The following is a 21,378-nucleotide window of genomic DNA, read 5'->3' as shown; positions in this document are numbered from 1 at the left end:
CAACCGCCGCCTCGACCTCGACATCCCCGACACCGAACGCGCCACCCGCGCCGCCACGCACACCCCACCCCCACCCCACCCAGCCGCCGCCCACGCCACCCAACGCGGCTGGACCCGCCTCTACACCGAACACGTCCTCCAAGCCAACGAAGGCGCCGACCTCGACTTCCTCACCGGCACCAGCGGCCACCACGTCCCCCGCCACTCCCACTGAACAACCGGCCCCGGGCTGCCCGGTACCTGGGCAGCCCGGCCCACCGGCCCACCGGCCCACGCGACCGAACGGTGACGCCGGCCACCCCGGCCGCTACCCGTCGTCGCCGCCGTGCCCGTGGTGGGCGTGGTCGTCGCCGTGGGCGTCCGGGTCGAAGCCCTCGGGCGCCTGGTCGAGGAAGGTGGTGATCGCGCTGATCCTGCCGTCGGCGTCGAGGACCAGCACGTCGGTGCCCGTGGCGAACGGCTCCTTCCCGTCGGCGTCGATCGCCCACAGCAACCGGGCCCGCCCGTGGTGGATCTCCGGATCGCGCCGCGCCCGGAAGACCACCGCGCCCATGTGCCCCGCGAACTGCTCGCGGAAGCCCATCAGCGCGGACGGTCCGCTGAGGACGCCGACCGGCGCCCGGTACTCGACGTCGTCGGTGAACGTGGCCGACGCCAGGCGCCGCTGCTCCTCGGGCGCCTCGGCGTTCCAGAACCGCAGGTAGCCGTCGACGTTCCTGGCCGCGACCGTGCCCTCGTCCGTGTGCTCGTGCTCGTTCTCGTTCTCGTTCATGGCTGGCAGACTCTCCCTCTCGTCACGCGGGACTCACCGCTCGACGTGGCGCCGCGTCTCCGCGTCGCCGCGTCGGGGTGCCCGTGTCGGCACCTGTCTCGACCCTGCGGTGTCGGCGGCACGGTGTCGATTACGTGCGAGGTAGTTGCCCCGGCCCGGCCGGTCGGCGAGCCTTCGGAACATGGTCACGCTCACCACGGAGCCGGTCGGGTCGCTGGTGCGGCGGTGGCGGGAACGCCGCCACCGCTCCCAGCTGGACGTCGCGCTCGCCGCTCAGCTCTCCGCACGTCACCTGAGCTTCATCGAGACCGGGCGGGCCACCCCCAGCCGCGCCATGATCGAGCGGCTGTGCGAGGAACTCGACGTGCCCCTGCGGGAACGCAACGCCTTCCACCTGGCGGCGGGGTTCGCGCCGGCCCACCCCGAACGCCCGCTCGCCGACCTCGGCGCCGCCCGCGCCGTCGTCGAGACCGTCCTGACGGGCCACGAGCCCAACCCCGCCCTCGCGGTCAACGTCCGCTGGGAGCTGCTGGCCGCAAACGGCGCCGCGACGGCCTTCCTGTCCGGCCTCCCGCCCGCGTTGAGCGGACCCCCGCTCAACGTGCTGCGCGCCACCCTCCACCCCGACGGCCTCTCCCGACGGATCCGCAACCTCGCCCAGTGGCGCGACCACGTGCTGCGCCGCGTCCGCCGCCAGCTCGCCCGCACCGCCGCCGAGGGACTGCCCGAACTGCTCGCCGAGATCGAGTCCTACCCACTCCCCGAGGGCCACGCCGACCAGCACCCGACCAACGACCTCGCCGTCCCCCTCCTCCTGGCCTCCGACCACGGCGACCTCAGCCTGCTCTACACGACGACGCTCTTCGGCTCACCCCGCGACGTGACCCTCGACGAGATCGCCATCGAGACCTTCTTCCCGGCCGACCCGGCGACGGCCGACCTCCTGCGAAGCATGGCGGCACCGCCGCCCCGGTGACCCGACACCGCTCACGCGAGTCCGGACAGCGCCGCCAGCACCCGGTCGACGTCCTCGTCGGTGTTGAAGCCGTGGAAGCCGAGCCGCAGCACCCCGGCCCGCGCCGTGGCCCGTACCTTCCGCTCCTCAAGGCTCCGCACCGCCGCGTCCGCGTCGGGGACGCGGACCGTGACGATGTGGCTGGGCAGCTCGGTCGGGGTGCAGGTCAGGCCCAGCGCAGTGGCTCCCTCCCGCAGCCGCTCGGCGAGCCGGAGCGCGTGCCGTTCGACGGCCACGGCGTCGAGCCGGCCGACCAGGTCGAGCGCCGCCGCGGCCCCCGCCCACGAGGGCCAGCACAGCGACAGGTCGAGCTTGCGGGCGCCGGGCGCGTGCGACAGCGGCCCGCCGTAGAAGTCACGCCACGGGTGGGAGGTGCCCATGTGGTTGGGCGCCAGCGGCTCCAGCTCGTCGATCCGGTCGCGGCGCACGTACAGCCAGGCCGCTCCCCGGGGAGCGAGCAGCCACTTGTAGCCGTGGACGGCGACGAAGTCCGGATCCACGCCCTCGGGCCGCCGCAGCACGCCCGCGCTCTGCGTGGCGTCCACGAACAGCCGTGCCCCGACCTCACGGCAGCGCGCCGCGACGGCCGTCAGGTCCGTTCGCCAGCCCGAGGCCGACTGCACGTCGCTGACCGCCACGAGCGTCGTGTCCCCGGTGATCGCCGCGACCACCTCCTCGCCGCGCAGACATCCCTCGGGCATCGGCACCTCGTGCACGCGCACGCCGCCGCGCCGTCCCGCCGCGAGCCACGGGAAGACGTTGCTGCGGTACTCCCGCGCGCCCACCACCACCCGGCTCCCGGCCGGCAACGACGCGGCCACCGTCGCCGCGGCCTCCGAGAGCGACTGCGTCAACGCCACGTCCTCGGCCGCGACGCCGAGCAGCGCCGCGAGCTGTTCCCGGCTGCGCTGCGCGGCCCGGTCCCGTTCCTCCCAGGAGAACTCCCCCTCCTCCCAGCGGTCGAGCTCCTCCCGCACGGCCCGCGTCACCGGCCGCGCGGCGGGTCCGCAGCTGGGGGTGAACAGCCACGTGAGACGGTCGAGAACGGGGAACTGACCACGGAACTCTGCGAGGTCCACGCCTGCGGCCTCCTGACCGAAGATCGACGTCGGCGGCCCCCGGTGGCGGAGGCCGCCGTCAGCGTACGTGCGGTGGGGGAGCGGCGGCCGGTGATTTTCCCGGGCCCGGCTCCCTCCCCGCCCCGCCTCCACCGTCCTCACCCGGCGGGCCGGGCCGATCTTGCCGACACGGCAACAGAACGCGCGTCTCGGACGGGTTCCCCCGCATGCTGGACCAGCCAGTCGGTCTCGGCCACCCCGGGAGGACCCATGCCGCAGCCCTCCGCCGCGCACCCCAGCGGCGACGCCCCCCACGCCCGCCACCGGCTCGTGCCCTCGCCCGCCGGGCGCACCCACCTCGTCGAGCAGGGCGACGGCCCGCTCGTGCTGCTCGTGCACGGCTTCCCCGAGTCCTGGTACTCCTGGCGTCACCAGCTGCCGGCGATCGCCGCCGCCGGCTTCCGCGCGGTGGCCGTCGACGTCCGCGGCTACGGGCGTTCCTCGAAGCCCGAGCCGGTCGAGGCGTACCGGATGCTGGAGCTGGTCGCCGACGCCGTCGCCGTGGTGGAGGCCCTGGGCGAGCGCACCGCGGTGATCGTCGGGCACGACTGGGGCGCGTCCGTCGCCGCCACCTCCGCGCTCCTGCGACCCGACGTCTTCCGCGCGGTCGGGCTGCTCAGCGTGCCCTACACCCCGCCCGGCGGCCCGAGGCCGAGCGAGGTCTTCGCCGGGATGGGCGGAGCCGACGAGTTCTACGTCTCCTACTTCCAGCGGGCCGGCCGTGCCGAGGCGGAGATCGAGCCCGACGTGCGCGGCTGGCTCGCCGGCATCTACGCCGCCCTGTCCGCCGACACGATGCCCGCGCCCGACGCGCCCGACCCGCACTTCGTCAGCCCGGGCGGGCTGCTGCGCGACCGTTTTCCCACGGGGCCCTCGCCCGCCTGGCTCGGCGAGGACGATCTCGACGTGTACGCCGGGGAGTTCGAGCGCACCGGACTGACCGGGGCGCTGAACCGCTACCGGAACATGGACCGGGACTGGGAGGACCTGGCCGCCCACGCCGGTGCCCCCGTCCTCCAGCCGTCGCTCTTCGTCGGCGGCGCGGCCGACGCCTCGACGACGTGGCTCGCCGAGGCGATCGCGGCCTTCCCGACCACGCTCCCCGGCCTGTCCGCCTCCCACGTCCTCGACGACACCGGGCACTGGATCCAGCAGGAGCGCCCCGAGACCGTCAACCGGCTCCTGACCACCTGGCTCAGCACCCTCGACACCCCCGGGACCTCGGGACCGGCCTACTGAGGACGCGGGTGGTGCTCCTCGAACCAGCGACGGACGCTGGGGAGGGCCAGCAGGAGGAGATACCCGAGGTCGACGATGATCACGTAGATGAGGAACAGGGCGACCACCCGGGAGACGTCGTCGGGAATCCTCACGTCGGTGACGTCGTCCACCACGAGGGTCGCCACCACCAGCGCCACGCCGAGGAAGAGGGTGGCCACGGCGGCACTGATCAGCTTGACGCGGAACATCTCGTCGCCGTGGCGGAGCTGGTACCAGCGGCGCACGGCTCCCGGCACCACGATCGCCGCGACCAGCAGGGTGAAGACACCGGAGATCAGGACGACCAGCCCGCGAGGAAGGGAGTCCACCTCGTACCCGAAGTTGTCCACGTTGCGCAGCAGGGTGGAGGCGAACAGATACGCGACGACGAGGCTCAGGACGCAGGCGGTCAGCAGCAGAACGGACAGCGCCTGTACGGCTCGCGGCATGGTCTCCCGTCCCTCCGGCACCGGAGCCGGGGCAGTCTTGCGTCTCCACAGCCGACGACCCGCTCCCGCCGCCGTTTCCGTTTCCGTTTCGGCTTCCTCGCGCGGGCTCGGCGGCCGTTCACGAGCCTCCTCACGGACCGGCCGCGGTGGCTCGCCGCTCACGCGGGACGGCTGCTGGGCAGCGCGGCGGCTCGCGTCGCGCCGCATGCGGTAGTCGAGGTACTGGGTGACGATTCCCAGGATGGTGGCGATCGTGCCCAGCGCACCGAGCATCCGTTCCATGGCGCTCATCCTCGCGATGTCGGGGCACGACGCCGCACGGCATGCCGTTCACGCTCGCCCAGGCCCGACTCGACCACCCGAACGGTCCCGTGAGGCGAGCGATCAGGATCCACCGCCCCGCCTCACCGGGGCCCGACGAGTCCGATGAGTCCGATGAACCTGACGAACCCGACGAACCCGGGAGGCCCGCACTCAGGCGGGCGTCGCTCCGGTGCGCGCGGCGAACTGCCACAGACCGGGAAGCCCCGGCCGCACGGCGAGCAGCGCGCTGGTCAGGTCCCGCACCGAGGGCCGGCGGGCCTCCTCGGGAGCGTGTTCGTCGATGGCACGCAGCGCGGCGAACATGCGGCGGTGGTCATCCATCCGGTGCCACATCCGGGCACAGTCGGTGTAGTAGCGGGCGCGGCGCTCCGCGCTCGGGAGGCGGGCGGGAGCGATCTGCCGGGCGTGCGGAACGCCCTCGTCCGGTGTCCCGAGCCTGGTGTGGATCGAGATCAGGTAGAGCGCGCACTGGGCGGGGGTGACGTCCACCGTCGACTCGCCTTCGGGAGCCTCGGCCGCGAAGCGCCGGGCCCACTCGGTCGCCTCACCCGCCAGGTCGAGCGCCCGGGAACGGTCCTGGGTCTGTGCGGCCGTGTACGCGGCGGTCAGCATCAGGGAGGCATAGGCGGCGCGTTCCGGGGAGCGGGGATCGTCGTGTTCCGCGAGCGAGCGCGCCTTGCTCTCCAGGAGGTCGATGGCCTCCCGGTGGCTGCCGGACTGCCGCATCCTGATCGCCAGGACGCGGGCGGCCTCGCCGATGACGGTCGGCCGCCCGCTGGCCTCGGCGGCGGTCAGGGCTCGTCCGGCCGTCTGCCACGACATGTCCGAGCGTGTCTTGGTGGCGAGTTCGGACGCCAGCACGTACGCGCGCGCCACCATGGCGTGGGCCGTTTCCCGGGCCCTGCCCGCGAGCTGGTCCCGCCGGGCCTCGGCGGACGCGATGAGGCGAGGAAGAACCCTGCCGAGTTCCTCGTAACGGGCGGCGCGCAGGTGACCGCGTGCGGCGCGGAGTTCACCGACGAGTTGGTTGAGCGGAGTGGGTTCGGCCACCTCGGCTGACGGCGTGAAGAGCATGGCCTCGACGGGGGCGGTCGGCCGAGGGGACTGGGCCGCTGCCTCGGTGGTTCCGGCTGCGACGGAGGCGGTGACGCCGAGGGCATGAGCAACGAATCGCCTGCGCTGCACCTTTTCGTCCTTTCCGTCAACTTTCCCTGTCAACCGAGGATTCCGCCCGATGGTTACGGCAGGAGACGGCCGGCCCTGGTGGGGAAGCAGGTTCTCTACCGGAACATCGTTTCGGATGGCCGCGACAATCCCTTGAAATCGGGCGGAGCTGCGGTGGTGCCGGGCACGAAGCCGCCTCAGGATTCTCTCGCACGCCTCTAAAGCCACACCTGTCTGCCCGTCGCCGTAGAGAGCCAGCACGCGGCGTTCGGCCAGGGCTTCGTCGTCCGGGTAGTCCGAGGTGAGGCGGGTCAGCTCACCGGCGACCTCGTTGAACGCCCCACGTCGTAAACCGATGTCGGACTCGATCACGATGATGCGGCGTCTCACGCACCGCAGCCAGATGCGCTTCTCCTCGGGCCACACGCCCGACAGCCCGGCCAGCGGTTCTCCCCGCCACAACGGGTGCGCCTGGTCGGCGACGAACAGGGCCTTGTCCTCGTCGCCCCTGTCGTGGAGCTGCTGCGCCTCGTCAACGAGCGCGACGAACTGGTGAGCGTCGACGGCCTCCCGATCCGCCCGTAACACGTAGGTGTCCCCACGGTGCTCCACCTTGAGAGGCCCGAGCTTCCGCTTCAGCCGCGAGACGGCGACCTGTAAGTTCGCTCGGGTGGCCTGCGGAGGGCCGTCGTCCCAGACCTGCTCGATCAGGGTGTCGACCGGGACCTCGTCACCGACTCGCAGCGCGAGACAGGCGAACACCTTCGCCTCCTGCCGCCTTCCCAGGGGCTGGGGCGCCCCGTTCCCCCATAACTCGATCGCGCCGAGTAAGCGACACTCCAATGCCACCGTGCATCCCCCTTCGGCCGTCTCCCACCACGCGGGAGGGCTTCGATGGGAGGATGCTTCCCATTCGCGAGATCAACAGTCCCGGTGCGTGCAAAGGCCCTCGGGCCTATGCCCGAGGGCCGGCGGATGGGTGCGTGGGCCTACTTGAGTGTTTGCACGAAGGTGCTCCAGGCATGTGCCGGCACGATGAGGACGGGGCTGTCGGCGCGCTTGCTGTCGCGGACGGGGACGACGCCGGGGGCGGCGTCAGCAATCTCAACGCAGTCTCCGTTCTCCATACCGCCCGGACTGTAGCTGGACTTGCGCCATATGGCGGATTTCAGGTCAGGTGCGGTCATATCGTGTAATCCTCCATATACTTCTCAATGAGCTTCAAGGACTCAACTGGGCACAGCGCGTACATGCGAACCCAATCGAAGAGCTGAGTGAGCTCGGCGACCCGCTTCGGCGACTCCACTAGTTCGCCAGACTTGAAATTCTCGACGTGGGCGAGGTGCTCACCGTCAGGCATGGCCAGCAGCGTCAAGCTCCCTCCTAGCATCGGGTATCCGCCCTGGTCAAACGGATAAACCTGAACGGTTACGTTCGGTGACTGTGTGGCCCGAACTAGATTCTCGCACTGCCTCGCCATGCATTCTCTTCCGCCTATTGGCCGTTTCAGGGCAGCCTCATCCATGATGGCCCAGTAGAGAGGAGGATCCTCGCGCTCGAAGACCTTCTGTCGGTTCATGCGTCCGACAACAGATGCATTGACCTCTTCTTCGGAGATGCCAGGTGTGGAGGACGTGAACAGCGCGCGCATGTAGTCTTCGCTTTGAAGTAGCCCTGGGACGAGGCTGCTGTTGAAGACCTGGATGCGAGTGGCTTTTCGTTCCTTCTTCGCTGCACCCCGGCTGTAGTCATGGATCGAACCTCGCTTGATAGCTTCGAGCATTCGGCTGATCACGCCGCCATTCTCGAAAAGCACGTCAAGTCCGGTTGCCAGAGCTTCGGAAGGAAGCTGGTCGCCGCTTTCCACGCGGCTGAAATACGCATGGTTGTACCTCGTCTTGGCTTCCAGGTCCTTCTGCGTCCACCCACGGCGCTCGCGCTGGCTCTTCACCTCCTCTCCCAACATCCGTCGCAGATTGCCGCGTCCGTCCTCGTCGTACTCAGTCAATCGAACAACCACCCTTTGACTGCCGGGACTTGTCACCCCGTTTGCCCTAGTCAGCGTACTCCTTTCGGCGCAGCATCGTAGTCAGTCAGTCACAGTACGAACCGGAGGACGGTGATCCTCGGTGCCTGCGCACGCACGCTCCACCCAATCCCCCGCACCGCAGCCCGCTTCCCCGCAGCCCGCTTCGACGGAGACCACGGCGACGAGCGGTGACTCCGCCGCGACCTCCGTCGAGGAGTTGCGGAGGCGCGTGAAGGGGCCAATCAGGAGAGCCTGGTCGGCCTGACCTGGAAGCGGCCGTGACGGGGCGGCACGCGCGTGCGGCAGCCCCGCCTTCGGCCGTCGCCGACGTTCCGGAGGTGGAGTTCACGCTCGCGGCCCCCACACCCGTGCAGCTTCGTGACCGCGACGGCTGGGGCCGAGGGCTGTGCTGGCTGTGCGCGACCGCAGAAGCCCCGGTTCGGTGGGCCGGGGCGGTGGTCTACGCGAGCTCGACGCACGGCCGGGCCCGCGTGCACATGTACGCCTGCGCGCCCTGCCTGCGGCAGGTGATTCAACTGATCGACCGACAGCACCAGGACAAGCAGGAGGAAGGCGTCCGATGGCGATGAAGGAGTGGGAACGCGCCGAGGTCATCCGGCGCTACCAGGCCGGTGAGTCCATGCACAGCATCGGAAAGGACTTCGGCAGTCGATACCTCATCCGGAAGGTGCTCGTTGCCGCTGGTATCCCCGTTCGCCAGGCCCCGGGGAACCAGCGGCTGGGGAGTCATCGGCGGCGAGAGGTGGCCCGCATTTTGGAGGAGCACGGCGATGACATCGTCCGGCTCTACCTGAGTGGCGCGTCGTTTGTCAGAACGGCACGACCCTTCGGGCTCAATCCGGCGACGGTCGAGCGTTATCTGCGAGATCGGGGAGTTTCCGTCAGGAGCTTCGTCCAAGCTCATCGGGCGCGTCGAAACAAATGAAAGAAACCGTCGTTCACTGAGCAGAATCCGTGACGTGCTGCCCACTCGATTCCTTGAAAAGTATGCAGTCCGCACTCGCGACGCCGGCACTGATGAAGACGAACGTCGCTGCCATCGCGCAAACGATTCCGACGGCTCGCAGAAAACGCATTGCTCACCCAACTGTTCTTGTGGTGCTGGTGTGGCCACTGGTGCGCTTGTTCCAGGGCGGGACCTAATGTGAGCATGGAATGACTGTCTGTGTCAAATCTCGATCATGCGAGATCAACTGAGGGGATCTTAAAGTGTGATAGGTGGCCATTTGTCGTACTGTGGGGCTCTGGCTCTGTCAGCGCCGAGTGGCCATCCCCATTTCACACGTCCGACCATGAGCGTCGCCATAACGCAGGTCACTTTGCGGCGCCAGGGTCACACGGATCGCGGTTCTAACGGTCGTCATGGTGTGGGCTGGCCGCTCCTGTCATTCTCATGACAGAGACGACCCGGCACATCGTGGCAGGGAATGAGGGGCCCATGGAGTTCTGCATCCTCGGCAACGTCGAACTGCGAGCCCACGGGCGCACGCACACCCTGGGGTCGACCAAGGAACGCCTCGTGTGTGCCTGCCTCGCCTACGAGGCCGGCCGCCCGGTTCCGGCCGACCTGCTCATCGACCGGGTATGGGAGGACACGCCGCCAAGGAACGCGCGCGGCAACCTCCACCCCTACATCAGCCGGCTCCGCGTCGCGATCCAGTCCCTCGCACCCGTCGGCGGGCCGCACATCCGGTCCAGGAACGGCACCTACCTGCTGGACGTCGACCCCCGCTCGGTGGACGCCCACCGCCACGCCGGGCTCGGCGCGGAGGCCCGCAGGCTCGCGGACCTCGGCGAGGACGACCGGGCGCTTCGCCTGCTGGACGAGGCCGACCGGCTGTGGAGGGAACCCTTAGCCGGGTTAACGGGCCTGTGGGTAGAGAACTTACGCCTCGCGCTCACGCACCAGTACCTCGCCATGGCGCTGCTCCGTGCCGACATCGCCCTCCGACGCGGTGACTTCTCCTCCGCCGTCACGCTCCTGTCTCCGCTCACCGTCCAGCACCCCGCCGACGAGGCCCTGGCCGAGCGTCTGATGCTCGCTCTCCACGGCCGTGGCCTGACTCAGCAGGCGCTCTCCGCGTTCTCAACGATCCGGCGCCGCCTCCGTGATGACAGCGCCAGTGAGCCCGGCGAGCGCCTGCGTCGTCTCCAGGACGAGATCCTGCGCGGCACGCCGATTCACGACCTGGTGCCGAAGCCCCCGAGGACTTCGTCCGCTCGACCCTCGGAGCTGCCCAGGCCGAACACCCTGCTGAGACGGGGTCCTCTGGTCGGCCGACTGGCCGAGCTTCACCGTATCCAGCAGGCACTGACCTCCACGCCCGAGCAGGCGGGTGACGACATCGCCGTGGTCTCCGTCACGGGAATGCCCGGTGTCGGCAAGACGGCGCTCGCGCTCCACGCCGCCCACGAGCTGAGGGAGCACTACCCCGACGGCCAGATCTACCTGAAACTCCACGCCCACACGGGCAACCAGACGCCCATGGCCCCCGAGGCCGCGCTGGGCAGCCTGCTGCGCACCTTCCACGTCTCCTCCGCGGAGATACCCACCTCCCTCGACGCCGCCGCCTCGCTCTGGCGCAACCTGCTGGCGCGGCGCAGGGCCATCGTGCTCCTCGACGACGCCGCCGGCCTCGAACAGCTGATGCCTCTCCTGCCGGGGAGCGGGTCGGCGTCCGCCGTCATCGTGACGAGCCGTCAACGTCTCACCGGACTGCCCGGCGAACTGTCCGTTTCATTGGAGGTGTTGACCGAGGCGGACGCCGCCGCGTTGTTCCGGCGCACGGTGGGGGATGGCAGGGGCGCCGACAGCGGCGAGCTGACCGAGGTCATCCGGCGCTCCGATCGTCTGCCGCTCGCCATCGAGCTGCTCGCCCGTCGGATGATCTCCCACCCCACGTGGGAGGTCTCCAACCTCCTCGATCGTCTGCAGGCCACGGAGCGACCGCTGTCGGAGATGCGCCACGGCAGCAAGGCCGTCGCGCAGGCGTTCGCCCTCTCCTGTGAACGTCTCTCCGACACGCAGCGGCTCGTCTTCCGCCGCCTGGCTCTGCATGTCGGCGCGGAGTTCGACGCGTACGGGGTGGCGGCGCTCGCCGGTGTGGGCCTGGGCGAGACGGAGGCCGTGCTCGACGCCCTGCTCGACGGTCACCTCATCCTGGAACCCGTCCCCTTCCGGTACACCACGCACGACCTTCTCCGCGAGTACGCCCGCACCCTCGTGGCGACGGAGGAGTCCGGAGACCAGGCCGCCGAGGCCACGGAGCGGCTGCTGGACTACTTCCTCGTCGCCGCGGACCAGGCCGACCGCCTGCTGTACCCGGACCGTCCGCGCATACCGGTCGCCGTCGCGCGGGTGCCGGCCGCGCTCCCGTCGTGGGAGGACCCGAGTGCCGCCCACCGATGGTTCACCCGCGAGCTGGACACGTTGGTCCTCGCCGCCGAACGTGCCTGGGAGATCGGCCCGCCCGAGCGCGCGGCGCTCTTCGCGAACGCGATGGGAGGATTCCTCAACGGCGAGCACCACGGAGCCCTCGCCGAGTCGCTCCACACCCGCGCGGTCGCCTACTGGCGTTCCACGGGAAACGCGAAGGCCGAGGTCCGTGCCCTGCTGGACCTGACGGAGACCCACACCCACGCGGGGAACTACCCGGATGCCGTCGCGGCCGCCGAGCGCGCGCTGCTCCTCGCCGACGGCCACGACAGCGGCGCGGTGGTGTCCGAAACCCTCCTCAAGCTGGCCACCCCCTGCAAGCACATGGGCGACCTCCACAGGGCGCGTGAACTCCAGCAGAGAGCCCTCGACCTTCGCAGAGACGCGGGCGACCTTCTCGCCCGCGCCCGCGCCGAGAACAACCTGGCGGTGACGCTGCTGGATCTCGGAGAACACGACGCGGCGCGCGTGGCGTTCCGGAACGCGCTCGACCTCCTCCGTGAGACCGGCGAGGTGAGCGGTCAGGCGATACTCATCAACAACCTCGGGGACCTGTACATGAAGACGGGGGAGTTCGCTCTCGCCCGCGCGTCCTACGAGAAGGCGCTGGACCTCATGCCCCGCCACGCCCGCCCCGTGTACCGCGCGACCATCCAGATGAACCTCGCCGGGCTGCTCCTCGACTTCGAGGAGTCCGAAAGGGCGCTGGAGCTCTACGGAGAATCCCTGAAAATCTTCCGCCACATGGGTGAGAGGCGCCGTGAACTGCTGGTGCTCAACGGCATCGGCAAGGCCCTTCGATTGACCGGGCGGCCCGACGAGGCACTGCCCCACCATCTCGCAGCCCTCGCCATGGCCCGCGAGATCGGCGCGGCCCTGGAGGAGACCCAGGTTCTCATCCAGATCGCACTGACGCGGCTCGGACTCGATGACGACCCGGCGTCGACGGCCGTCCAGCACCTCGAAGACGCGCTGGCCATCGCGGAGCGGGTCCAGGCCGCCACCGAGGCGGAGGAGGCACGGAAGCTCCTCGGGCACCTTCGTGATGCGAGTTCCCGTACGGCGAAAGGAGTCCCGTCATCGTGATCCGCATCGGTCATCAGAGAGAAAAAGTAATGCCGCGGCGGGTCGGTTCTCCGTTCGAGGGCTCGAAGACGTGGGGTTGGCGTTCTTGTTACCGATTGAGGCGGGTACGAGACTGGTTGTAGGGGCAACCCATCTCATGGGGATGGTCGGAACGTAGGGGGTAGGGCAGATGGCGGATGCGCATTCCGGCGTGGTCTCCGTGTCAGGCGGCGGTTCGGAACACATGAACGTCGTCGGGGACGGAGTGCAACTCTGGGGCCCCAGCGTCCAGGCTCGGGACGTCTCCGGTGGGGTCCACATCCATCAGCATCACCGCTCCCCGACGAACCGGCGCCCCGTGCCACGTCAGCTGCTCCCCGTCCCGGCGCACTTCACCGGCAGGGAAACGGATCTCGACGCGCTCGATGACGTCTGGAACCGGCGGAACCCGGCGTCGCCCCTGGTGATCGTGGTGACCGGACCCGGTGGTGTGGGGAAGACCGCCCTCGTGTCGCGTTGGTTGGGCGACCGCTCGGGCGAGTTTCCCGACGGTCAGCTCTACGCGGACCTCCGGGGCTTCGCGCCCGGCACACCGCCGAGCGCCGCCGAGGTGCTCGGCATGCTGCTGCGGGCGTTCGGGGAGACCGAGGTGCCCGCCTCGGTGCCAGAGCTGACGGCACGGTGGCGTTCGGTCACCTCCGGCCTTCGGTTCGCCCTGATGCTGGACAACGCGGCGACCGCCGCCCAGGTGCGCACGCTGTTACCCAGCGCACCGGGCAGCCTCGTGGTCGTCACCAGCCGGCTGCGGCTCACGGGCCTGGTCGCGGACGGGGCGACGTTCCACCCGCTGGGACTGCTCGACGACGGCGCCGCCGTCGAGCTGCTCTCGCGCAGCGTCGGTCGGGAGCGGGTGGAGCGGGAACAGACCGAGGCGCACGAGGTGGTGCGGCTGTGCGCGTTCCTGCCGTTGGCGGTCTGCCTGGCCGGCGCGCGCCTGGCCGCCAGACCCGAGCAGCCCCTCACCAGCCTGGTCGCCTCCCTCAGCCGGGGACTGGGGCGGCTGGCCGCGCTGAGTGGCGCGGCGCTGCTGGCCGAGGAGGACACCCCCACCATGCAGTCGGTCCTCGACGAGTCGTACGCCGCCCTGCGGCCGGAGGTGGCGCGGCTCTACCGCTGCCTGGGCGTCCTGCCGGTCACGGAGTTCGACGCGGCGCTCACCGCCGCCGCCAGCGGTCTCGACGAGGCCGACGCCGACGTGCTGCTGGACGTCCTGGTGGAGGTGAACCTGCTGGAGGCGGTCGGCCCGGACCGGTACCGCTTCCACGACCTGGTGCGTTTGCACGCCGAGCAGCGCGGCCGGGCCGAGGAGGCCGCGCCGGTCCGGGAGGAGTGGTTGCGCCGGCTCGTTGACTGGTGCCTGGCCAGGGCGACCGCGGCGGAGGCGCTGCTCGCGCCCCAACACCGCACGATGCCGCGCGAGTACCTCTTCGAGCCCGCCACACCGGCCCCGTTCACCGAGGAACGCGAGGCCCTGACCTGGATGAAGCACCGCCACGAGAGCCTGATGGCGGTGCTGCGCGCGGCGGACGCGGCGGGCTGGGACCGTGCGGTGTGGCAGATGGTGGACGCGATGTGGCCCAGCTTCCTGCGGCAGCGCGCGTACGACTCGTGGATCGAGGGGCACGGCCTCGCGGCGGAGGCGGCACGCCGCGACGGACACCGAGCCGCCGAGTCACGCATGCTCACCTCGGGTGGCAAGGGCCTGCGCATGGCCGGGCGCCCCGAGGAGGCCGTGCCCTGGCTGACGCGCGCGCTTCAGCTGGCCCGCGAGGACAACGACCCGTTGAACGAGGCACAGGCGCTGAGCGCGCTCGGCAGCTGCCACCGCGTCGTGGGCCGCCTGGCCGCCGCGTCCGAGCTGTACGAGCAGGCTCTCGCGCTGCGCGAGGCCGCCGGCAACCGGCGGCAGACCGCGCTGGCGCGACTGCGGCTGGGCGAGGTCGCCTCAGAGGAGGGCCGGTACGGGGACGCCGTCGAGTACCTGCGCCGCGCCCGCACCGACCTCCTGGCCGAACGGGACCGCTACGACGCGCCGCGAGCCCGCGCGCTGCTGGGCTTCGCGCTCGGCCACGGCGGCAACGACGCGGCGCGCCGGGCCGGCGAGAGCGAGCTGCGGGGTGCCCTCACGGAGTTCGAGGCGGCGGGGTCGGAGTTCTGGCAGGGCCGCACCTGGGAGCTCATGGGAGAGCTGGCCGAGGACTGTGGTGACGCCCCGGCCGCCCGAGACTGTCTCGGGCGCGCCGGGGCGATCTATGGCCGACTCAGCCGGGCCGAGGCCCAGCGAGTGACCGAGAGCCTGCGCCGGCTGGAGCGCGCGGAGGATCCGCGAGGAGCTCCGTCCGGCCGGGGCGGGGAGGACTGACCCTCCGACAGGCTGATCAGAGCAGCGGCCTGACGTGCAGCCACAGGGGTGAGCCACCCTCCTCCTGGAGGCTGTGGAACGCGTCCGGCGGTGCCCAGGGCAGCCCGAGCGTCAGTTGGGAGTGGAGGAACGAGGCGAACGCCGACCGTTCCACGTCCGTCATGCGTGGCCTGACGCCCGGCGGGCGTGCCGCCGTGGGGACGGCCGCCACGCGGGTGCCGTTCCGCGCGGCGGCCACGCAGCCGCCGTCCGTGGTCGGGGCGAGGGCGAGCAGGCAGCCGGGGTACCGGTCGAGCAGCCGATCGACGGCCTCCACGGCGGGGAGGGCGGGGTCGCCGCTCCACCGCAGCACGTCGGCCCGTTCCGCCTGCCCGCTCGGCTCTCCTGCGCCTGGTGCCCCGCCGGCGTCCGTCACCGGAGCGCTGGTGTGGCCGTCCAGGGAGCCGACGTGGCCGTGGCCGGCCAGCCACACCCGCCACAGGCCGCCCGGGCGGTCCGCCGGGACCACGACGTACTGGCGCTCGGGGCGGGGCAGCCGGTGGAGGCCGACGCCGGTCCGCCACACCGCGACGCTCACCCACGCCACGCGCGGCGTCGTGCCCACGCCGGTGCCCTCTCCGGTGTCCGCGCGCGCCGTCATGCCGTCACCCCCAGGGTGCCGAGCGCTCTCGGCAGCGGCACCGGCCGGGTCACCGGCGGGTACGCGGGCTCGCTGATCCCGAGCCGCCGGTAGATCAGCCGGCGGAGGTGCGCGTTGAAGCGGCCCGGCTCGGAGGAGATGCGGGCCGCCACGGCCGCGTACTCCTCCCGTCGGTAGCACTCCCGCGCGTACTCCACCTGCTCCACCAGCGTCTTCTCCGGCGTCAGGCCGAGGGCCGTGACCGCCAGCGCCGCCGCCGGCGAGCCCTCGTGCACCTCCTCCCACGGATAGGCCGCGAGGAGGATCGGCGCATCGGTGAGCGTCGCGTAGGACGTTACCGAACCGTGATCTCCGACGACGACGTCGGCCGCGCAGAGGATCGCCCGGAAGTCGACCTCGGGCTGCGGCACCAGCAGGACGTCGCCCTGGCGACACACCGACAGCCAGCCGCGCACCTGCCACCACCCGTGCGCGCCCGCCACGTTGGGGTGGGCGAGCATGGCCGCGCGGTAGGCGGGGCGGGGCAGCTCGCCGAGCATGCGCGGCAGCAGCGCCCGCAGGCGGCCGAACGCGCCCGACTGACCCCAGGTGGTCGTCGCCACCACGAACGTCTGGTCCGGTTCCACGCCGAGCGCCGCGCGGTACGCCTCGCGATTCGGCAGGCTGACCGCGAGCCGGTCGTAGGAGGGGTCGCCCACCACGTGGGCGACCGCCAGCGCCTCCGGGCAGCCGTGCGCCAGCACGGCGAGTTCGTCGGCGTGGGCGAGTCCCAGCACGGCGGGAACCACCCGGCCGTCGGCGTCGAGAAGACCGCCGTGGCGGTCCAGCGCGCCGGGCAGTTCGGCCCGCTCGCCGCGCGGGAGGCGCCTGCGCTTGTTGTGTCCGGCGCCGTGCGAGAGCAGGACCACCGGGGCGCGTAACTCCCCGATGCGTTCCCTGCCGACCGCGAGCGCCAGGTCGAACTCGCTCCCGACCGCCACCTCCCAGGGCAGCACGGGACAGCCGAGACGGTGCAGAAAGTGGGTGGTGCCCTCGCCGAACGGGTGAGGCAGGACGGCGAAGGACACCTCGATGCGGGAGTCGGACTCCAGCAGTGGCACGATGTCGTCGAGCAGACGCTGCGCGTACGTCAGCGTCGGAACGACGGCGAGTACCTTCTTGCAGCCGCGAACCGTCAGCCACTGCTCGCGTTCAAGATGAGTCGGCCCGGTGAGGCCGACGACTGTGGACATGATCCATCCTTGGGTGAATCTCTCCCGGACCCCCCTGATCCGGGGCGGCGACCGGGCGGCCACCGGGTGGTGGCCGCCGCCTGCTGGCCGCTTTCGGGGACATGCCCATGGCTTCGGACAGAACTCTTGCAATAACCTTGCACGCTCTCTGAACGTGACCAGCGTTACGCCACCGTCAGGCCGTAGGCGGACATCGGCTCGACGATGGGCTGGAAGAACGTCGTGCCGCCCGTCGCGCAGGTGCCCGAGCCGCCGGACAGGATGCCGATGCCGACGGAGCCGGAGAACAGCAGGCCGCCGCTGTCGCCGGGCTGGGCGCAGAGGTTGGTCCGGATCAGGCCGGAGACGATCTGGCCGCCGCCGTAGTTGACGGTGGTGTTGAGGCCGAGCACGGAGCCGACGAGGACGCAGCCGGACGTGGCGCCGGCGAACCTCACGGTCTGGCCGACCGTGGGGCTGCCGACGCTGGTGATGCGGGCGAAGTTGTCGTTGCAGGGGCTGTTGGGCAGCGGCAGGTCCGGGTCCGCGTAGCGGATGAGGCCGTAGTCGTTGCTGGGGAAGCTGCTGCCCGCCGTGTCGCCGATCAGCTCGGTCCGCCCGATGTCGCCGTACCAGACGGGGTTGCCGTCGGTGCAGTGGCCGGCGGTGAGGATGTAGTACGTGCTGCCGGCGCGGACGTTGAGCGCGGCGCTGCATCGCGCGCCGGAGCCGGAGACGATCGGGTCGCCGGGCCGCACGGCGCTGTGGGGCCGCAGCACGCCGGGGACGCGTTCGACGGTGAGGGCGTCGGCGAGGGGGCCGACGTGGCGGGTCAGGCGGGCGAGGTCGCTCGCGGTCACGGTCTCGTCGGCCCAGACGCGGACGGTGCGGGCCTCGTGGTCGACGCCCCAGGCGGTGCCGGCGACGTCGGCGGCGAGCAGGCGGTCGCCGGCGGTCGCGAGCTGGGCGGCGGAGAAGCCGGCAGGGGTGGGGGTGGGGGCGGGGGCGGCCTGGGCGCTGATGCCGGGCGCGGCGAGGGCGGTGACCAGGGCGGTCAGCAGCGCGACGACGGCGAGGCGGGCGGCGCGAGGTCTGGAGGCGAGGCGGGAGCGGGGGTGCCGGTCTGACACGGGTCCTCCTGCGAGGGATGCGGGGTGTGGCATGGCCCTGACATGACCATCACTGGAGGTATCCCCGCCCGCGATCCGCTCCACCCGCTCGGCTACGCCAGCTTCGCCGTGTCCAGCTCCAGGTCGAACGGCGCGGGCAGCCGCACCGGAACGCCGAAGGGGTGCGGCCCGTCCACGCGGGTGTAGCCGAGCTCGCCGGGCAGGCTGAAGAGCGTGCAGGAACGCTCCTGGCGGTCCACGAGGAGGTAGAGCGGTGCGCCGTACTCGGCGTAGCGGCGGCGCTTGACGACGCGGTCCGTCTCGGCGTTCGAGTCGGAGGTGACCTCGACGACGAGCAGCGTCTGGCTGGGTACGAGCGCGGATTCGTCGGCCAGCTTCTCGGGGACCACCGCGAGGTCTGGTACGTACCAGTTACTGCTCCCGGGAAGGTCGAGGTTCCCCGCCCCTTCGATGCACCCCAGTCTCTCCACCGCCTCGTCGAGCTGTCGGCGAATGACTCGTGCTGCCTTCACGCGGCCCCAACTCGGCGACACGGGCTCGATGACTCCTTCGATGATCTCCGTCCGGTCGCCCTTGATGTGCTGGATCGCGTACTTCAGGGCGGTCTCGGGGTCGGGTGCCGTGTACGTGTGAGGCTCCGGGCGGGGAGTGGGTTTGTGCATGCTCGTCGGTCTGCTCCTCGTGCGGGCCCAGCTCGACAGCATCATGATGACCGCTTTTGTCTACTGCATTCGAGGTCTTCAGCGCCACGACGCTCGACCGCGTTCACTCGAACGGGGAGCATTCACCGCGGAGGGGATGAAGGTGGACGTGTTCGCCGGGCCGGGCCGGGAAGGCGTAGGGGGCGACATCAGGGAAGCGACGACGACCTCTCCCACGGACGAGCGGTGAGCGACCAGCGGCCAGCGGCGAGCGGCCAGCGGGGATGCGGAGGCACCATGACACGGATCGGGCGGCTGGACCGGCGGGTGTTCCAGTGGGTGGCCGACGCGCAGCCGCGCGGTGCCGAGCAGGTGCTGCCGAGGCTGAGCCGCGCGGCCAACCACGGCCTGCTCTGGCACGCGACGGCGGCGGGCCTGGCCGCCTTCGGCGGCAGGTCGGGCCGGCGCGCGGCGCTGCGGGGCGTCGTCGCGCTGACGATCGCCTCCGCCGCCACGAACTCGGTCATCAAGTACGTGGCGGGCCGCCAGCGTCCCCTCCTCGACGCCGTGCCGGTGGCGCGCAGGCTGGTGCGGCAGCCGCTGACGAGTTCCTTCCCCTCCGGTCACTCGGCCTCGGCGGCGGCGTTCGCCACCGGCGTGGCGCTGGAGTCCGGCCGGCTGGGCGCCCTCGTCGCCCCGGTGGCCGGGGCCGTCGCGGCGTCGCGGGTGTACGTCGGCGTGCACTACCCCTCGGACGTGGTCGCCGGCTGCGCGCTGGGCGTGGGCGCGGCGCTCGCGACCGGTCGCTGGTGGCCCCGCCGCCCCCCGCCGCGGCGTCTCGTGCACCACCAGGCGCCCGCGCCCGCGTTGGCGGGGGGCGCCGGGCTGGTCGTCGTGGTGAACGAGACGGCCGACATGGGGGGAGCCGCCGCCACCGAGTCCGACGCCGGGCGGCTGCGGAAGGCGCTGCCCGAGGCCGAGGTCGTCTCGTGCGGGGCGGGCGAGGACCTGGGGGCCGTGTTCGACGAGGCGGCCGACCGCGCCGCCACCCTCGGCGGGGCGCTCGGCGTCTGCGGCGGCGACGGCAGCGTCAACGCGGCGGCCGAACGGGCGGCGGACCGGGGTCTGCCGCTGGCCGTCTTCCCCGGCGGCACGCTCAACCACTTCGCCCTCGACCTGGGGATCGGGAGCTTCGAGGACACGGTGGCCGCCGTCGGCGAGGGCGACGCCATAGCGGTGGACCTCGCCCGCGTGCGCCCGGCCGACGACGGCGGGGAGCCGACGCGGCACTTCGTGAACACCTTCAGCCTGGGCCTCTACCCCGAACTCGTCCGCCGCCGCGAGGCGCTGGAGGGACGCGTCGGGAAGTGGCCGGCCGCGGCCGTGTCCCTGGCGCGCGTGCTGCGCGGCGCCCGGCCCTTCGACGTGGAGCTGAACGGGCGCCCCCAGCGCCTGTGGCTGCTGTTCGTCGGCAACGGCCTGTACTCGCCCGAGGGCTTCGCGCCGGCGCACCGGACCCACCTCGACGACGGGCTCCTGGACGTGCGGGCGGTGCGGGCCGACCGGCGGCTGGCCCGCACGCGGCTGCTGGTCTCGGCGTTGACGGGGACGCTGCCACGGTCGGACGTGTACCTCGCCGCCCGGGAGCCCCGCCTCCACCTCGCGGGCCTGGCCGACGACAGCTCCCTGTCCTTCGACGGGGAGACCGCGCCCGCCCCGCGCGTGCTGCTGTTGGACAAGCGGCAGGGCTCCCTGACCGTGTATCGGCGGGCCCACTTCGAGGACGACCTCCAGCCGACGCTCGCCGCCACGGCGGCGGCGGACCCGCCACCGCGCGGCCGGCCGCGTCCCTGGCGGGCCGTGCGCCGGCTGGCGTCCGGCCGCGGCTGAGGAGCGGCTGCCCCGCGGCCCCGGCCGAAGATCCGCCCGCGGCCCCGGCCGAACGCCGGCAGCGGCCGGCGTCGGCCGTCCGCCGTCTCAGCCGCGGAGGGCCCGCTCCGCCCCGTGGGCCCACTTGCCGCGGATGTGGCCGATGTGGCGCTCCATCAGCGCCTGCGCCCCGGCCGCGTCCCGGGCCTCGACGAGGTCGAGCAGCTCGTGGTGCTCGGTGGCCGACTCCTCCAGCCGCCCCGACTCCAGCAGCGGCGTCAGACCGAAGAGCCGCGTGCGCGACCGCAGGTCGGACACGATGGTGGACAGCTGCCGGTTGCCCGCGTACCCCAGCAGCTTGAGGTGGAAGACCCGGTCGGCGTCGATGTACGCCACCAGGTCGCGGTCGCGCACGGCCTGCACGATGGCGTCGGCCAGCTCCCGCAGCGCGGGGAAGTCGCCCTCCGGGACAAGTGGCACGACGGCCCGGATCGTCGGCGGCTCCAACAGCAGCCGCACGTGGGTGATCTCGTCCAGCTCCTCCTCGGGCACGGCCCGCACCCGGTACCCCTTGTTCGGCAGGGCCTCGACCATGCCCTCCCGCACCAGGTCGAGCATGGCCTCCCGCACCGGTGTGGCCGAGATCCCGAACATCGCGCCGAGCGTCGGCGCCGAGTACACCGAACCCGGCTTCATCTCCCCCGAGATCACGGCCGCGCGGACCGCGTCGGCCACCATCTCGCGCAGCCGTTCACGCTTGCTCAGCGGGCGTAGCCCCGTGATCGTCGGGGTCATGGCTCCCGTCTGCGCCG

Annotated in this window: 19 protein-coding genes and 1 pseudogene; 9 read left to right on the top strand and 11 right to left on the bottom strand. The window is 71.7% G+C overall.

Features of this window, described 5'->3' with window-relative positions:
- Nucleotides 1-214, top strand: a pseudogene (locus tag ACTWP5_RS28240) (dihydroxy-acid dehydratase); the annotation flags it as partial.
- 93 nt (nt 215-307) lie between these two features.
- Here ACTWP5_RS28240 and ACTWP5_RS28235 read toward each other — a convergent pair.
- Nucleotides 308-772, bottom strand: a complete 465-nt coding sequence (locus ACTWP5_RS28235; RefSeq protein ID WP_443223981.1) for a nuclear transport factor 2 family protein — start codon at nt 770-772, stop codon at nt 308-310.
- Nucleotides 773-953: 181 nt separating this feature from the next.
- Here ACTWP5_RS28235 and ACTWP5_RS28230 point away from each other — a divergent pair, with 181 nt between their 5' ends.
- A complete protein-coding gene (locus ACTWP5_RS28230) occupies nt 954-1,748 on the top strand; it encodes a helix-turn-helix domain-containing protein (RefSeq protein WP_443223980.1) in 795 nt (264 codons plus the stop codon).
- A gap of 11 nt (nt 1,749-1,759) precedes the next feature.
- On the opposite strand, the gene ACTWP5_RS28225 is transcribed toward ACTWP5_RS28230, so the two are convergent.
- Nucleotides 1,760-2,866, bottom strand: a complete 1,107-nt coding sequence (locus ACTWP5_RS28225) for an aminotransferase class V-fold PLP-dependent enzyme (RefSeq protein ID WP_443223979.1) — start codon at nt 2,864-2,866, stop codon at nt 1,760-1,762.
- 249 nt (nt 2,867-3,115) lie between these two features.
- On the opposite strand from ACTWP5_RS28225, the gene ACTWP5_RS28220 reads away from it, so the two are divergent.
- Entirely contained in the window at nt 3,116-4,144 is a 1,029-nt protein-coding gene (locus ACTWP5_RS28220; protein WP_443223978.1) for an alpha/beta fold hydrolase, read from the top strand.
- Here ACTWP5_RS28220 and ACTWP5_RS28215 read toward each other — a convergent pair.
- The 4 genes from ACTWP5_RS28215 to ACTWP5_RS28200 all read right to left on the bottom strand — a co-directional run bounded on the left by ACTWP5_RS28215 (nt 4,138) and on the right by ACTWP5_RS28200 (nt 8,110).
- The gene (locus ACTWP5_RS28215; protein WP_443223977.1) at nt 4,138-4,896 is read right to left on the bottom strand and encodes a hypothetical protein; all 759 of its coding nucleotides are present in this window, start codon (nt 4,894-4,896) and stop codon (nt 4,138-4,140) included. The genes ACTWP5_RS28220 and ACTWP5_RS28215 overlap by 7 nt on opposite strands.
- A 192-nt stretch (nt 4,897-5,088) precedes the next feature.
- A complete protein-coding gene (locus ACTWP5_RS28210; protein WP_443223976.1) occupies nt 5,089-6,951 on the bottom strand; it encodes an AfsR/SARP family transcriptional regulator in 1,863 nt (620 codons plus the stop codon).
- 140 nt (nt 6,952-7,091) lie between these two features.
- Nucleotides 7,092-7,289 carry a DUF397 domain-containing protein gene (locus ACTWP5_RS28205; protein WP_443223975.1) on the bottom strand — a complete coding sequence of 66 codons (198 nt, stop codon included), beginning with the start codon at nt 7,287-7,289 and terminating at the stop codon, nt 7,092-7,094.
- Complete coding sequence (locus ACTWP5_RS28200; protein ID WP_443223974.1) at nt 7,286-8,110, bottom strand: helix-turn-helix domain-containing protein; 825 nt, start codon at nt 8,108-8,110, stop codon at nt 7,286-7,288. The genes ACTWP5_RS28205 and ACTWP5_RS28200 overlap by 4 nt, the downstream gene beginning before the upstream one ends.
- Before the next feature lie 359 nt (nt 8,111-8,469).
- Between ACTWP5_RS28200 and ACTWP5_RS28195 the strand changes: the two genes are divergently transcribed.
- The 4 genes from ACTWP5_RS28195 to ACTWP5_RS28180 all read left to right on the top strand — a co-directional run bounded on the left by ACTWP5_RS28195 (nt 8,470) and on the right by ACTWP5_RS28180 (nt 15,075).
- A complete protein-coding gene (locus tag ACTWP5_RS28195) occupies nt 8,470-8,721 on the top strand; it encodes a hypothetical protein (protein ID WP_443223973.1) in 252 nt (83 codons plus the stop codon).
- The gene (locus ACTWP5_RS28190) at nt 8,712-9,077 is read left to right on the top strand and encodes a hypothetical protein (protein WP_443223972.1); all 366 of its coding nucleotides are present in this window, start codon (nt 8,712-8,714) and stop codon (nt 9,075-9,077) included. Before ACTWP5_RS28195 ends, ACTWP5_RS28190 begins: the two co-directional genes overlap by 10 nt.
- A 513-nt stretch (nt 9,078-9,590) precedes the next feature.
- Nucleotides 9,591-12,674, top strand: a complete 3,084-nt coding sequence (locus ACTWP5_RS28185; protein WP_443223971.1) for an AfsR/SARP family transcriptional regulator — start codon at nt 9,591-9,593, stop codon at nt 12,672-12,674.
- 337 nt (nt 12,675-13,011) lie between these two features.
- The gene (locus ACTWP5_RS28180) at nt 13,012-15,075 is read left to right on the top strand and encodes a tetratricopeptide repeat protein (protein ID WP_443223970.1); all 2,064 of its coding nucleotides are present in this window, start codon (nt 13,012-13,014) and stop codon (nt 15,073-15,075) included.
- Between the two features lie 16 nt (nt 15,076-15,091).
- Here the strand turns inward: ACTWP5_RS28180 and ACTWP5_RS28175 are convergent, their stop codons facing one another.
- The 4 genes from ACTWP5_RS28175 to ACTWP5_RS28160 all read right to left on the bottom strand — a co-directional run bounded on the left by ACTWP5_RS28175 (nt 15,092) and on the right by ACTWP5_RS28160 (nt 18,718).
- Nucleotides 15,092-15,715, bottom strand: coding sequence for a hypothetical protein (locus ACTWP5_RS28175; protein ID WP_443223969.1), 624 nt, complete (start codon nt 15,713-15,715; stop codon nt 15,092-15,094).
- Nucleotides 15,712-16,947 (bottom strand): hypothetical protein, encoded by a 1,236-nt coding sequence (locus ACTWP5_RS28170; RefSeq protein WP_443223968.1) that lies wholly within the window; start codon nt 16,945-16,947, stop codon nt 15,712-15,714. The genes ACTWP5_RS28175 and ACTWP5_RS28170 overlap by 4 nt, the downstream gene beginning before the upstream one ends.
- Nucleotides 16,948-17,111: 164 nt before the next feature.
- Nucleotides 17,112-18,089: a S1 family peptidase gene (locus ACTWP5_RS28165; RefSeq protein ID WP_443223967.1), complete on the bottom strand. Its 978-nt coding sequence runs from the start codon at nt 18,087-18,089 to the stop codon at nt 17,112-17,114.
- 59 nt (nt 18,090-18,148) lie between these two features.
- Nucleotides 18,149-18,718, bottom strand: coding sequence for a Uma2 family endonuclease (locus ACTWP5_RS28160; protein ID WP_443223966.1), 570 nt, complete (start codon nt 18,716-18,718; stop codon nt 18,149-18,151).
- Between ACTWP5_RS28160 and ACTWP5_RS28155 the strand changes: the two genes are divergently transcribed.
- Nucleotides 18,717-18,947 (top strand): hypothetical protein, encoded by a 231-nt coding sequence (locus ACTWP5_RS28155; RefSeq protein WP_443223965.1) that lies wholly within the window; start codon nt 18,717-18,719, stop codon nt 18,945-18,947. The genes ACTWP5_RS28160 and ACTWP5_RS28155 overlap by 2 nt on opposite strands.
- Before the next feature lie 47 nt (nt 18,948-18,994).
- The gene (locus tag ACTWP5_RS28150) at nt 18,995-20,587 is read left to right on the top strand and encodes a bifunctional phosphatase PAP2/diacylglycerol kinase family protein (RefSeq protein WP_443223964.1); all 1,593 of its coding nucleotides are present in this window, start codon (nt 18,995-18,997) and stop codon (nt 20,585-20,587) included.
- 87 nt (nt 20,588-20,674) lie between these two features.
- Here ACTWP5_RS28150 and ACTWP5_RS28145 read toward each other — a convergent pair whose 3' ends face one another.
- Nucleotides 20,675-21,361, bottom strand: coding sequence for a GntR family transcriptional regulator (locus ACTWP5_RS28145; protein ID WP_443223963.1), 687 nt, complete (start codon nt 21,359-21,361; stop codon nt 20,675-20,677).
- Between the last annotated feature and the right edge of the window lie 17 nt (nt 21,362-21,378).

It is taken from the genome of Streptomyces sp. 4N509B (assembly GCF_052245655.1).
Lineage (GTDB): Bacteria > Actinomycetota > Actinomycetes > Streptomycetales > Streptomycetaceae > Streptomyces.
This window is presented reverse-complemented; position numbering and strand designations above follow the sequence as displayed.